This is a genomic window from Streptomyces sp. NRRL F-5123 (assembly GCF_000721495.1).
Taxonomy (GTDB): domain Bacteria; phylum Actinomycetota; class Actinomycetes; order Streptomycetales; family Streptomycetaceae; genus Actinacidiphila.
This window is the reverse complement of the sequence record NZ_JOHY01000098.1, coordinates 1-12424: the sequence shown is the minus strand read 5'-3', so window position 1 is coordinate 12424 and position 12424 is coordinate 1. Positions and strand designations below refer to the sequence as shown.

Genomic DNA, 12424 nt, shown 5'->3' with positions numbered 1-12424 from the left:
CCGCCCTGCCCTTCCCCACCCCACGGGTGGTCGGGCGCCGAAGGGACATCGGGAGGGGAGGACGGTCACCCGCCCACCCCTGCCTCCACCGGCGGGAACGGCCCCCGCAGGAATGCGCTTCCCAGCGCGGCACCAACTCCGGATGAGGGTGAACGCGCATTCCGAGGAGGTACCCCCGGAGTGGCCCCCGACCCCACCCACCTCGGGCGGCGAGGTGCCCCGCCGGGTACGCCGGGGGCGCGTGGGGGTACCTCCCAGGCGAAGCTCTGGGGGAGAACTGCGCGAGCAACCCCCCACGCACGGACGATCGCGACGCCCACCGCACCAGGCACCCCGCCGCAGGCTCAGCCCCGGCGGCAAGCCGACCTCACCGCCCGGACGGATCCGCCGGGTGCGGGGCGACGAGGGGAAGGCCCGCCGCGAGGCGGGATTCGCATGCGGCAACCAGCTCCGCATACGCGGCCGCCCCCATGAGCTCGGTGAGCTCGGCCCGGTACGAGACGTACACCGGCTCCCCCCCACCGTGCGCGGAGGTCGCGGACGTGCACCACCAGTGCAGGTCGTGACCGCCGGGGCCCCAGCCCCTGCGGTCGTACTCACCGATCGAGACGACGAGCACGCGCGTGTCGTCGGGCCGGTCGACCCACTCGAAGGTGCGGCGGATCGGCAGCTGCCAGCACACGTCGGGCTTGGTCTCCAGCGGCTCGCGGTTCTCGCGCAGGGCGAGGGCGTGCAGCGCGCAGCCCTGGCCGCCGGGGAAGCCGGCGCGGTTGGAGAAGATGCAGGCCCCGTCCACGACACGGGTCTGCCGCTCACCGTCCTCGTTCTCCTCGGCCCAGTGGCCGTCCCGTCCGGTGCCGAGGCCGTGGAACTGCCAGTCGTCCGCGGTGAGCCGGGCCACGTGCCCGGCGACCCGCTTCTCGTCGTCGTCGTCGGAGAAGTGCGCGCCCAGCGAGCAGCAGCCGTCGTCCGCGCGCCCGGCGACGATGCCCTGGCAGCCCTGCCCGAAGACGCACGTCCAGCGCGATGTCAGCCAGGTCAGGTCGCACCGGAAGACCTGCTCCTCGTCCGCCGGGTCGGCGAATTCCAGCCATGCCCGCGCGAAGTCGAGACCCGCCTCGTCGCCCACCGCGACCTGCTCCCCGCCGCTGCGGGCCGTCACCTTTGCCACGCGCCCAGCGTAAGACCGTATTGCCCTGTTTCCCCTCACCGCCCCGCAATGAGCCCGCCGGGACGCCCCCGGTGGCACTCCGCGACGGCCCGCGACGGCCCGACAACAGGCACCCTCCCCGCGCCGCCCGCGGCAGGGAAGCGCGCCCCCACCAACTCGGCCCCCGGCCGTAAAGTGCTGCCCATGCGACTGGGAGTGCTCGACGTGGGGTCCAACACCGTCCACCTGCTGGTGGTGGACGCGCACCCGGGCGCGCGCCCGCTGCCCGCGTACTCGCACAAGGCCGAGCTCCGCCTCGCCCAGCTCCTCGACGCGGACGGCGCGATCAGCGCCGAGGGCGTCGAGCGCCTCGTGAGCACCGTTGCGGACGCGATGCGCGTCGCGGAGGACAAGGGCGCCGAGGACGTCCTGCCCTTCGCGACCTCCGCCGTGCGCGAGGCGGCGAACGGCGAGGCCGTGCTCGCGCGCGTCGAGCAGGAGACCGGCGTGCGGCTGACGGTGCTGTCCGGCGAGGACGAGTCGCGGCTGACCTTCCTCGCCGTACGCCGCTGGTTCGGCTGGTCGGCAGGCAAGCTGCTGGTGCTGGACATCGGCGGCGGCTCGCTGGAGGTCGGCTACGGCATGGACGAGTACCCGGACGCCGCCGTGTCGCTGCCGCTCGGCGCGGGTCGGCTGACCAGCGGATGGCTGCCGGGCGACCCGCCCACCGCGCAGGACGTACGGGCGCTGCGCCGGCACGTCCGCACCGAGATCGCCCGCACCGTCGCGGAATTCGCCCGCCTCGGGCCCGCCGACCATGCCGTGGGCACGTCCAAGACCTTCCGCCAGCTGGCCCGTATCGCGGGCGCGGCGCGCAGCGCGGACGGGCTGTATGTGCAGCGGGTGCTGCGGCGCGGGGCGCTGGAGGAGTGGGTGCCGCGGCTCGCGGGGATGGCCGCGCGGCAGCGCGCGAACCTGCCCGGCGTGTCCGAGGGCCGCGCCGGCCAGCTGCTCGCGGGCGCGCTGGTGGCGGAGGCGGCGATGGATCTCTACGGGGCCGGCGAGCTGGAGATCTGCCCGTGGGCCCTGCGCGAGGGCGTGATCCTGCGCAAGCTCGACGTGATGGCGGCGGGCATCGCGAGCGCGGCCTCGGCGGGCGCGACGGCCGAGGCCCCGGCCACCGGCACCCGCACCGTCACAGACACCCGCACCGCCGCGGACACCCGCGCCGGCACCGCCGCAGACACCCGCACGGGCGGCGGAACCGCCACCCCGCCGGGCCCTGTGGCCAATTCCACACCACCCACCCCACCCGCCCCCGCACCGGCGCAGAACGGTGTTTCGGGCACCACCGTCGCCCGCCGCAGAGGCTGAGACCCCGCTTCCGGCACCGACCCCGGCCGTACGCTGGCCTGCATGGCCGACGCACCCGACGCAGCCCCCGGCACGCCGCCCCACGGCACCGTGCCGCCGGCAGGCGTGCCCGGCGGGGCCACCGGCCGCCTGACGGACCACGCCTCCGACCACGCCCCCGTCCGCGCACCCGGCGGAGCCCTCCGCGGAGCACCCGGCGCCGTACCGGTCGCCCTCTCCACCGCCTCCGTCTACCCCGAGTCGACGGCGACGGCCTTCGAGATCGCCGCCCGCCTCGGCTACGACGGCGTCGAGGTCATGGTGTGGACGGACCCGGTCAGCCAGGACGTCGACGCCCTGCGCCGGCTCTCGGACTACCACGCCGTGCCGATCCTCGCGGTGCACGCGCCCTGCCTGCTGATCACCCAGCGGGTGTGGTCCACCGACCCGTGGGTCAAGCTCCAGCGCGCGAAGGCCGCGGCCGAGCGGCTCGGCGCGTCGACCGTCGTCGTCCACCCGCCCTTCCGCTGGCAGCGCTCGTACGCGCGCGACTTCGTCCGCGGGGTCTGGCGGATGGCGGACGAGACCGACATCCGCTTCGCCGTCGAGAACATGTACCCCTGGCGCTACCGCGACCGCGAGATGGCCGCGTACGCCCCGGACTGGGACGTCACCCGGGAGGACTACCGGCATTTCACGGTGGACCTCTCGCACGCGGCGACCTCGCGCACCGGCGTGCTGGAGATGGCCGCGCGGATGGGCGACCGGCTCGCGCACGTCCACCTCGGCGACGGCAACGGCTCGGCGAAGGACGAGCACCTCGTGCCGGGGCGCGGCACCCAGCCCTGCGCCGAGCTGCTGCGCTCCCTCGCGGGACGCGGCTTCGCCGGCCACGTGGTCGTGGAGGTCAACACGCGGCGGGCCATGTCGTCCGCGGAGCGCGAGGCCGACCTCGCCGAGGCCCTGGCCTTCGCCCGCCGCCACCTGGTCCGCCCGCCGGTCGCGAGCCGCCCGGCGCGCTGAGTCGCCCGACCTGCTGAGCCGGCCGCCTGCGAGGACCGCGGAACAGCCGTGCGAGTCGAACCCGCCTTCCGTCATCCGGACGGGTTGTCCGGATCCTGGGCGACGGGCGTACCCTCGACGGCACGGCCGCGAGCCGCGGCCTCGTACGAACGCAAGTGAACCCTAGGGAGTGGAACCGTGCCCGAGCTGAGGTCACGTACGGTCACCCACGGCCGCAACATGGCGGGCGCGCGCGCCCTCATGCGCGCATCCGGCGTGGACAACGCCGACATCGGCAAGCCGATCGTCGCGGTCGCCAACAGCTTCACCGAGTTCGTACCGGGGCACACCCACCTCCAGCCGGTCGGCCGGATCGTCTCCGAGGCGATCAAGGCGGCCGGCGCGGTGCCGCGCGAGTTCAACACGATCGCCGTGGACGACGGCATCGCGATGGGCCACGGCGGCATGCTCTACTCGCTGCCGTCGCGCGACCTGATCGCCGACTCGGTCGAGTACATGGTGCAGGCGCACTGCGCGGACGCGCTGATCTGCATCTCCAACTGCGACAAGATCACCCCGGGCATGCTGATGGCCGCGCTGCGGCTGAACATCCCGACGGTCTTCGTCTCCGGCGGCCCGATGGAGGCCGGCCGGGCGACCCTCGTCGACGGCACGGTCCGCAAGCTGGACCTGATCAACGCGATCTCCGACGCCGTCAACGAGAGCGTGTCGGACGCCGACATCCTCCGTATCGAGGAGAACGCCTGCCCGACCTGCGGGTCCTGCTCCGGCATGTTCACCGCCAACTCGATGAACTGCCTGACCGAGGCGATCGGCCTGGCCCTGCCCGGCAACGGCTCGGTGCTCGCCACCCACACCGCCCGCAAGGCGCTGTACGAGGACGCGGGCCGCACCGTCGTCGAGCTGACCCGGCGCTACTACGAGCAGGACGACGCCACCGTGCTGCCGCGCAACATCGCCACCGGCGCCGCGTTCGAGAACGCGATGGCCCTGGACATCGCGATGGGCGGCTCCACCAACACGATCCTGCACCTGCTGGCCGCCGCCCAGGAGGCGGAGCTGGACTACGGCCTGACCGACATCGACGCGGTCTCGCGCCGGGTGCCGTGCCTGGCCAAGGTCGCCCCGAACGTCGCGCCGACGGGCACGTACTACATGGAGGACGTGCACCGCGCGGGCGGCATCCCGGCGATCCTCGGCGAGCTGTACCGCGGCGGGCTGCTCAACGAGGACGTGCACACCGTGCACTCCCGCTCGGTCAAGGACTGGCTCGGCACGTGGGACGTGCGCGGCGGCTCCCCGTCGGCGGAGGCCGTCGAGCTCTTCCACGCCGCCCCGGGCTGTGTGCGCTCGGCGTCGGCCTTCTCGCAGTCCGAGCGCTGGGAGACGCTGGACACCGACGCGGCCGGCGGCTGCATCCGCGACGTCGAGCACGCCTACTCCCAGGACGGCGGTCTCGCGGTGCTGCGCGGCAACCTCGCCGTGGACGGCGCCGTGGTCAAGACGGCGGGCGTGGACGAGTCGATCTGGACGTTCGAGGGTCCGGCGGTCGTGTGCGAGTCGCAGGAGGAGGCCGTCGAGAAGATCCTCCGCAAGGAGATCACGCCCGGCGACGTCGTCGTGATCCGCTACGAGGGCCCGCGCGGCGGTCCGGGCATGCAGGAGATGCTCTACCCGACCTCGTACCTGAAGGGCCGCGGGCTCGGAAAGTCCTGCGCGCTGATCACCGACGGCCGCTTCTCCGGCGGCACTTCGGGCCTGTCCATCGGCCACGCCTCCCCGGAGGCGGCCTCGGGCGGCACGATCGCGCTGGTCGAGGACGGTGACCGGATCCGTATCGACATCCCCGGCCGGACGATGGAACTCCTTGTGTCCGACGAGGAGCTGGCCGCCCGCCGGGAGGCCCTGGGCGGCGTGTACAAGCCGCGCGTCCCGCGCGACCGGCAGGTCTCGGCGGCGCTGCGCGCGTACGCGGCGATGGCGACGAGCGCGGACCGCGGCGCGGTGCGCGACGTGAGCCTGCTGGAGCGCTGAGCCCACCAGCTGCTGCCGCCGTCCCCCGCGGGCAACTGCCCGCGGGGGACGGCGTTTTCGCGCCCGTGGGGGGTCTAGTCCAGGCCGAGGACCGCTGCGGCGCGGTCGGCCATCTTGGATTCGCCGAGGGCGTTGGGGTGGACGGGCACGAAGTTCGTGCCGAACAGCACCGGTTCGATCCAGCGGGTCCCGATCGGCTGGCAGGCGTCGTGGCCGTTGGAGGCCGCGGCCATGTCGACGTACGTCGCACCGGTCGCCGCCGCGGCGCGCTGCACGGCCGAGTTGAGGTGCGTCTGGAGGTCGCGCAGGTAGGGGATGTCGCCGGAGGCGATGGGCAGTTGCGCGAAGCAGCCGGGCACCGCGGCGGACGGCACGATCCACGGGTAGCCGAGGATCGCGACCTGCGCGTCGGGCGCCTTCGCGCGGACGGCCGCGAGCGCGCCCTTGAGCGCCTGGAAGGTGCCGCTGTCGACCTGGTCGGTGAACGTGCTCCCGTAGAGGCTCTGGCAGGGGTGGCCGAGACCGAGGGTGGCGATGCCGGCGGAGCCGCAGGCGAGGATCGCGTCGATGAAGGTGTTGTTGTCGTTGCCGCCGATCGTCATCGTCACCAGGTCGGTGCTCGTACTCAGGGCGTCCAACTGCGGTGCGACCAGGCCCGGGTACTGGGCACCGGCGAAGTCCTTCGTCTGCGCGGCGCCGCACGTGACGTCGTGCAGCGCGAGCCCTGCGCGGGCGGCGAGGACGTGGGGGTAGTTGGCGGAGGACCGGATGCACAGCAGCGAGGCGGCCGGGTCGAGCGGCAGGACGCCCGAGGCCGCGCTGTAGCTGTCGCCCAGCGCGACGTACGAGCGCTGGGCCAGCGGCTGGGCGTTCGGGGCCTGCTGCGCGTGCGCGGCGGGGGCGGTGAGTCCGAGGACGGCCACTGCCGCGGCGGCCAGGACGGCGGCGAGACCGCGGGCCCGGCCCCGGGCCCGGTGGGGGAGAACGCGCATCGACATCTCTCCTCGTTTCGTGGGGGTATGTGACGAGATCGGGTGAAGTCGGCGCTGCTCCGCAGAAGTTACTGACTGGTCAGTCTGTGGTCAATGGTCTGCGCACCCGCCGGTCGCCAGGGCGTTCACTTCTTCACGGTTTCGCCGCACGCCCGTCGCGTTCACGCACCCTTCGCCGTACGGGACTTCCCTCCCGCGCACCCGCCGCCATCCTGGAGACCAGGGGCCAAGCAGGGGGAGCGGCGATGGAGTTCACGATCAGCCGGCGCGTCCGGCGGCGCGGAGCCGGCATGCTGTGCGCGGCGGCCGTCATCACCGCAGGACTGGTGGCCTGGCTGATCTCCGGCAAGGGGCACGGCGTGGGGGGACCGCTCGTCGCCGCGGGCGCGGCCGCGCTGTGCGCCGGGCGCGGGCTCTGGGAGCTGCGGCGGGCCCGGCAGCCCTTCCGGCTGCGCGTCGACGCCTTCGGCCTCACCCTGCACGACGCCGAACTGAGCTGGGAGCAGATCGAGTCCGTCGCGCTGCGCTACACCTCGGCCGGCGACAGCGAGAGCGCCCCGCCCAGGCCCCACCTCACCGTGTGGCCCGCACCCGGCACCAAGCTCCCGCGCGAGCCCGACCGCACGTGGGACGGCCGCGTCTGCCACACCCTCCTCGACACCGACGACCTCGACCAGCCCCTCGGCCAACTCGCCGCCGCCCTCGCCGAGCACGGCGGAGCACGCTTCGAGACCGCACCGCGCGCCGTACGCCTGCCCACGCCCGTCACCGTCGCGGGACCCGAGCACCGCGTCCCCGGCGGCGACCACGTCTTCCGCACGCCCGGCCCGCCGACCGCCCTCCTCCTGGTCTGCCTCGTCCTCGCCCTCGCCGGCACCACCCCCTTCGCCGCGGCCGCCACCGGCCGCACCGACCTCGTCCCGCTGGTGCTGCTCGGCCCGCTCGTGCCCGTCGCCGCGGTCGGCTGGGTCGGCACGTTCTACTGGCTGTCGCGCCGCCGCCGCCCGCCCCGCCTCACCGTCGGACCCGGCGGTATCGCGTTCCGCGACTACGGCAAGGCCGAGGTCCACTTCTCCTGGCCGGAGGTCGCGGCCATCACGGTCGGCCCCCGCGGGGGCTCCACCGACACCCGCCCCTGGCTCATCGTCTGGCCCCTCCCGGGCGCGAGTCTGCCCTCCCACCTCACCCCCCACCTCGCCGACGGCCACCTCGCCTGCCACCTCGCCCCCCTCCACACCCTCCCCGGCGGCCCCGCCGCCCTTCCCGCCGTCCACGCCTTCGCCGGTGAACGCTTCTCGGGCCCGACGACCCACTGAACCGAACCCCGCGGACGGAGCCGCACCCCGCAGGAGCGCATGGGCGCACCTCCCGGCGAAGCCTGGGGGACAACCGCGCGGGCAGCACCCACCGCGCCGCGCATCGCCACCGGCGGAAAGGAGCGGATCGGACCGCCGCCGGACCACTTGCCCGCCGTGCCCATAATGGAAGGCGTGAGCGAGGACCAGCAGACAGCCGCCGCCCCCGAGGCCCCGGGGGCCACACCTCCCGACAAGGGCCCGGCGCCCGAGCCGATCCGCTTCTTCGGGACGACCTGGGTCGACCACGACCGCGGCTACGGCCTGCGCCGCCTCGGCGTCAGCGTGGGCTCGCTGGCCGCCGCCGCAGCCGGCGCCTTCGTGCTGAAGATCGGCTTCCAGGGCCTCGGCGACGCCAAGATCGGCACGTTCGTCACCGCCCTCGCCTTCATCGGCCTGGCCGTGTGCAGCGTCCTCGCCTTCCGTCACACGTGGCGCGGCTTCGCCGCCCGCCGCCCGGCCGGCGACGCCGACGGCACGCAGAGCCTCTACGCGATCGGCTTCGTCGGCGGCCTCCTCGCATACTTCGTGCGCTCCCTGTCCGAGGCCCCCGGCGAGGACCTCCGCCGTGCCGAGTACGTGGAGGCCCGCGCACGGTACGAGGCCCGCCAGTCCCGCCCGAAGGCGAAGCCGAAGCCCAAGGGCAAGCGCAAGCGCTGAGGCCGCCTCGCCCCGGCCCGCGGACGGCCACCGCGGGTGCGCCCCCGGCTGATCTTGCCGAGGCACTAGCATCGAGACGGTGACCACGACGGCATCCGAAGCGGCGGCCGCACTGCGGCGCGGCAAATACGTGAGCGTCACCACCTACCGGCGCGACGGCACCTCCGTGCCCACCCCGGTCTGGTACGCGCTCGGCGACGGCGAGCTGGTCTTCTGGACCGGCGCGACCAGCGGCAAGGTCAAGCGGCTGCGCAACAACCCCCGGGTGGTGATCGCCCCCTGCAACGCCCGCGGCCACGTCGCCCCCGGCGCCCCCGCCCTGGAGACGACCGCGCGCATCCTGGACGACGCGGGCAAGGCCGCCGCCCGCCGCCTCCTCGCCCGCCGGTACGCCCTGGTCCGGCTGGGCGACCTGGCCCGTCGGGTACTGCGCCGCACCGCCCGCCCCGATCAGGTCGGCATCAGCGTCGCCCTGTGAGCGGCGGCTCCGCCCCGTCCGGCCACGGACGCGAGGCCTACGGTGGCGAGGTGGCGGCCGGCAGCAGGCCGGGGGGCGGGGGACGGGGGCTATCTGCGGGTCCGGCGGAAGAGGCCGCGGCCCGCGGACGCCGGCCCGCCCGAGGGGGCCGCCCGGTAAGTGCCACGGGCCGGTACATTGCCCCGCCTCGGCACATTGCCACCGCTCGGCACATTGCCGCAGGGCCGGCAGTACACCGCACACCGGCCCCGCGGATTCACCTGCGCGCCGCGCTCACCGCGCCGATTCCGCCCACCACGGCCGCGACGACCGCGCCGTGCCACACACCCGTCCACACGCTGCCGAAGAAGCCCTCGCTGGTCAGCACCTGCCGCAGCACCAGGTCGGTGACGAACATCGCCGCCGCCGGCACTGCCGCCACCCGCCACGGGTGCTTGCGCGCCCACCGCCTGATACGGCGCTCCCGCCCCGCCTTCCCGTGCGCGGAATACCCCAGCACCGCGCCGGTGCCGCCCACGCAGAAGAAGAGCAGCGCGGCGATCGACAGCGACCCGCTGAGGATGCCGAGTCCGAAGTGCCCCTGCACCAGGTGCAGGGCCAGCGACACACCGCCGCCGAGCGCGCCGACGACGGCCGCGGGCCGCCACGGACCGAGGCTCGCCGAGGCGACGGCCAGCTGCCGCTTCTCCGCGCCGGTGGTCACGATTTCGCGGGATGAAGGGTTCATACCGCTACGGTCGCCCCGTCCCGGCCCTATGCGCCATAGGGGATGACCCTGACCCGCCCCCCACGGGCCACCCGGCCCGCGGGCGAGCCGCAGGGCCGTCGGCCGGGCTCGGCCGCGGACGGCCCCGACCGTCTCCCGGCCGGTTTTCCGGCCTGTGGACAACCCCGACCCGGTGTCCGCCGCACCCGGCATCATGGGGGCCATGACCCAGCGACACGTGGCCGTCCTCGGCACAGGAAAGATCGGCGAGGCCCTGCTCTCCGGCATGATCAGGGCCGGGTGGGCGCCCGCCGACCTGCTCGTCACCGCCCGCCGCCCGGAGCGCGCCGAAGAGCTGCGCGCCCGCTACGGTGTCGAGCCGGTCGACACCGCGGAAGCCGCCAAGAGCGCCGACACCCTCATCCTGGCCGTCAAGCCGCAGGACATGTCCGCGCTGCTCGACGAGCTGGCCCCGCACCTGCCCGCCGACCGCCTGGTCATCAGCGCCGCCGCCGGCATCCCCACCACGTTCTTCGAGGAGCGCCTCGCCGAGGGCACCCCGGTCGTGCGCGTCATGCCCAACACCCCGGTGCTCGTCGACGAAGGCATGTCCGTGATCTCCGCCGGGCGCCATGCCGACGAGAGCCACCTCGCCCGCACCGAGGCCATCTTCCAGCCGGTCGGCAAGACCCTGCGCGTCCCGGAGAAGCAGCAGGACGCCGCGACCGCCCTGTCCGGCTCCGGGCCCGCGTACTTCTACTACCTCGTGGAGGCCATGACCGACGCCGGTATCCTCCTCGGCCTGCCCCGCGCCCAGGCGCACGACCTGATCGTGCAGTCCGCGATCGGTGCCGCAGTGATGCTCCGCGACAGCGGCGAACACCCCGTCAAGCTCCGCGAAGCCGTCACCTCGCCGGCGGGGACGACGATCAACGCCATCCGCGAGCTGGAGAACCACGGGGTGCGCGCCGCCCTCCTCGCCGCGCTCGAAGCCGCCCGCGACCGCAGCCGCGAGCTGGCCTCCGGCGCCTGACCGGCTCCTCCGCGCCACCCGCCGGGCAGTACGCCACCGGTCCGGCCCCTCCGCCCAAGGAGGAGCCGGACCCGGCGGCGCACCCGACGCCCTTCAGGCCGGCGGCAGCAGCCCGACCGCCCGGTAGGCCGCGTCCACCGTCGGCCGCGCGACCTCCCGCGCCCGGGCCGCACCCTCGCGCAGCACCCGGTCGAGATGCCCCTGGTCGGCGCTCAGCTCCGCGTGCCGCGCCCGGAGCGGCCGCAGCAGCTCCACCACCGCCTCCGCCGTGTCCCGCTTGATCACCCCGAAGCCCGCCCCGTCCGCGTCGTACGCCGCCGCGAGCGCCTCCGGGTCCTTGCCCGTGCAGGCCGCGAGGATCTCCAGCAGGTTCGCCAGCCCCGGCCGCGTCTCCCGGTCGAACGCCACCCCCGGCTCGCTGTCGGTCACCGCCCGCATGACCTTCTTCGCGATCACGTCCGGCTCGTCCAGCAGGTAGACGATCCCCGCGGTCGCGGCGTGCGACTTGCCCATCTTCGACGCCGGGTCCTGCAGGTCCATGACCCGCGCCGCAGCAGCCGGCCGCGTCGCCCGCGGTACGACGAACGTCGTCCCGTACCGCTGGTTGAAGCGCTCCGCCAGATCCCGGGTGAGCTCCACGTGCTGCGTCTGGTCCTCACCCACCGGCACCTCGTCGGCCGCGTACGCCAGGATGTCCGCCGCCATCAGCACCGGATACGTCAGCAGCGACAGCCGCACCCCCTGCCCGGCGGCCTGCGCCCGCGCGGACTTCTCCTTGTACTGGATCATCCGCCTCATCTCGCCGTCCGTGGCGACGCACTCCAGCAGGTACGACAGCCGCGCGTGCTCGTCGACATGGCTCTGCACGAAGAGCGTGCACACCTGCGGGTCCAGCCCCGCCGCCAGCAGCAGGCCCGCCGCCTGCCGGCTCAGCCGCCGTACCCGCGCCGGATCGTGCTCGACGGTCAGCGCGTGCAGGTCCGCCACGAAGAACAGCGACTCGGCCCGGTGCTGGTCCTCCTCCGCCCACCGCCGCAGGGCACCGAGATAGTTGCCCAGGGTCAGATGCCCCGTGGGTTTCACACCGCTGAGAGTCCGTGTCATGGTCGCCGTCTCCTGTCGTCCGTGGTTCGCCGGTCGATCTGCCTACTCGGGAGACCGCCGCTCACCACGGCCGCAGACAACGAAAACGGCCGCCGAAAGCGGCGGCCGTGGATGCGTACGTGAGTGCTGGGCCGCCTCTAGGCGGCCCACCACTGGGTGTCCTGACACGTACGCGACGTCATGGAGCCAGAGTAGCGCGCACCCCCCGGTTGTGAAGGTCCCGGCACGAAGTTGACACTCAACGGTCAGGTGCGTAACGTACTCCGGGCTGTCCGACGTGAGCGCCGATCATGGTCGTCCCCGGGCAGCCATTCCGCAGCAATCACTCGAACGACCACGGTCTGACGGCCGGGGGCGTCTGCGTGTGCGTTTTCGGAATGCGCGGATTCTGCGGAAGCAGAAGCCAAAGCCCTCCGATTTGGAACGGCCGAGGAACATCCGCTAAAGTCTCACTCGTCGGAACGGCCCAACAGCCGGAAAGACAAACCCCGCTGACTGGGGGTCAGGCACTGGAAAGCGTCTGATAGAGTCGGAAC

Annotated in this window: 10 protein-coding genes and 1 pseudogene; 7 read left to right on the top strand and 4 right to left on the bottom strand. The window is 74.0% G+C overall.

Translation table 11 applies throughout. The features are described 5' to 3' along the window. Window positions 1-367: 367 nt before the first annotated feature. A complete protein-coding gene (locus IH54_RS0137580) occupies window positions 368-1171 on the bottom strand; it encodes a hypothetical protein (protein ID WP_052398321.1) in 804 nt (267 codons plus the stop codon). Between the two features lie 183 nt (window positions 1172-1354). On the opposite strand from IH54_RS0137580, the pseudogene IH54_RS0137575 reads away from it, so the two are divergent. From IH54_RS0137575 to ilvD, 3 genes and pseudogenes are all read left to right on the top strand, one after another. Continuing rightward, window positions 1355-2278: pseudogene (locus tag IH54_RS0137575) on the top strand (Ppx/GppA family phosphatase); the annotation flags it as partial. Between the two features lie 288 nt (window positions 2279-2566). Further along, window positions 2567-3526 (top strand): sugar phosphate isomerase/epimerase family protein, encoded by a 960-nt coding sequence (locus IH54_RS0137570; RefSeq protein ID WP_078862825.1) that lies wholly within the window; start codon window positions 2567-2569, stop codon window positions 3524-3526. Window positions 3527-3703: 177 nt separating this feature from the next. Beyond that, a complete protein-coding gene (gene ilvD, locus IH54_RS0137565; RefSeq protein WP_031525749.1) occupies window positions 3704-5560 on the top strand; it encodes a dihydroxy-acid dehydratase in 1857 nt (618 codons plus the stop codon). 74 nt (window positions 5561-5634) lie between these two features. Here the strand turns inward: ilvD and IH54_RS0137560 are convergent, their stop codons facing one another. Then, the gene (locus IH54_RS0137560; RefSeq protein ID WP_031525747.1) at window positions 5635-6552 is read right to left on the bottom strand and encodes an SGNH/GDSL hydrolase family protein; all 918 of its coding nucleotides are present in this window, start codon (window positions 6550-6552) and stop codon (window positions 5635-5637) included. 245 nt (window positions 6553-6797) lie between these two features. Here IH54_RS0137560 and IH54_RS45940 point away from each other — a divergent pair, with 245 nt between their 5' ends. The 3 genes from IH54_RS45940 (at window position 6798) to IH54_RS0137545 (ending at window position 9045) form a co-directional block, all read left to right on the top strand. Further along, the gene (locus IH54_RS45940) at window positions 6798-7868 is read left to right on the top strand and encodes a hypothetical protein (RefSeq protein WP_031525745.1); all 1071 of its coding nucleotides are present in this window, start codon (window positions 6798-6800) and stop codon (window positions 7866-7868) included. Between the two features lie 165 nt (window positions 7869-8033). Further along, window positions 8034-8567 carry a hypothetical protein gene (locus IH54_RS0137550; RefSeq protein ID WP_078862824.1) on the top strand — a complete coding sequence of 178 codons (534 nt, stop codon included), beginning with the start codon at window positions 8034-8036 and terminating at the stop codon, window positions 8565-8567. A gap of 79 nt (window positions 8568-8646) precedes the next feature. Further along, a complete protein-coding gene (locus IH54_RS0137545) occupies window positions 8647-9045 on the top strand; it encodes a PPOX class F420-dependent oxidoreductase (protein ID WP_234344253.1) in 399 nt (132 codons plus the stop codon). Window positions 9046-9301: 256 nt separating this feature from the next. Here the strand turns inward: IH54_RS0137545 and IH54_RS0137540 are convergent, their stop codons facing one another. Then, window positions 9302-9772, bottom strand: a complete 471-nt coding sequence (locus IH54_RS0137540; RefSeq protein ID WP_159012331.1) for a hypothetical protein — start codon at window positions 9770-9772, stop codon at window positions 9302-9304. A gap of 202 nt (window positions 9773-9974) precedes the next feature. Between IH54_RS0137540 and proC the strand changes: the two genes are divergently transcribed. Then, the gene (gene proC / locus IH54_RS0137535; protein ID WP_031525737.1) at window positions 9975-10784 is read left to right on the top strand and encodes a pyrroline-5-carboxylate reductase; all 810 of its coding nucleotides are present in this window, start codon (window positions 9975-9977) and stop codon (window positions 10782-10784) included. A 93-nt stretch (window positions 10785-10877) separates the two neighbouring features. Here the strand turns inward: proC and trpS are convergent, their stop codons facing one another. Further along, window positions 10878-11888: a tryptophan--tRNA ligase gene (gene trpS / locus IH54_RS0137530; RefSeq protein WP_031525735.1), complete on the bottom strand. Its 1011-nt coding sequence runs from the start codon at window positions 11886-11888 to the stop codon at window positions 10878-10880. Window positions 11889-12424: the final 536 nt, after the last annotated feature.

Excerpts from the sequence above, each read along its gene's own strand:
- IH54_RS0137570 (WP_078862825.1), top strand. The coding sequence starts at position 2,567 with ATGGCCGACGCACCCGACGCAGCCCCCGGCACGCCGCCCCACGGCACC.
- IH54_RS0137560 (WP_031525747.1), bottom strand. The coding sequence starts at position 6,552 with ATGCGCGTTCTCCCCCACCGGGCCCGGGGCCGGGCCCGCGGTCTCGCC.
- IH54_RS45940 (WP_031525745.1), top strand. The coding sequence starts at position 6,798 with ATGGAGTTCACGATCAGCCGGCGCGTCCGGCGGCGCGGAGCCGGCATG.
- IH54_RS0137550 (WP_078862824.1), top strand. The coding sequence starts at position 8,034 with ATGGAAGGCGTGAGCGAGGACCAGCAGACAGCCGCCGCCCCCGAGGCC.
- IH54_RS0137540 (WP_159012331.1), bottom strand. The coding sequence starts at position 9,772 with ATGAACCCTTCATCCCGCGAAATCGTGACCACCGGCGCGGAGAAGCGG.
- proC (WP_031525737.1), top strand. The coding sequence starts at position 9,975 with ATGACCCAGCGACACGTGGCCGTCCTCGGCACAGGAAAGATCGGCGAG.
- trpS (WP_031525735.1), bottom strand. The coding sequence starts at position 11,888 with ATGACACGGACTCTCAGCGGTGTGAAACCCACGGGGCATCTGACCCTG.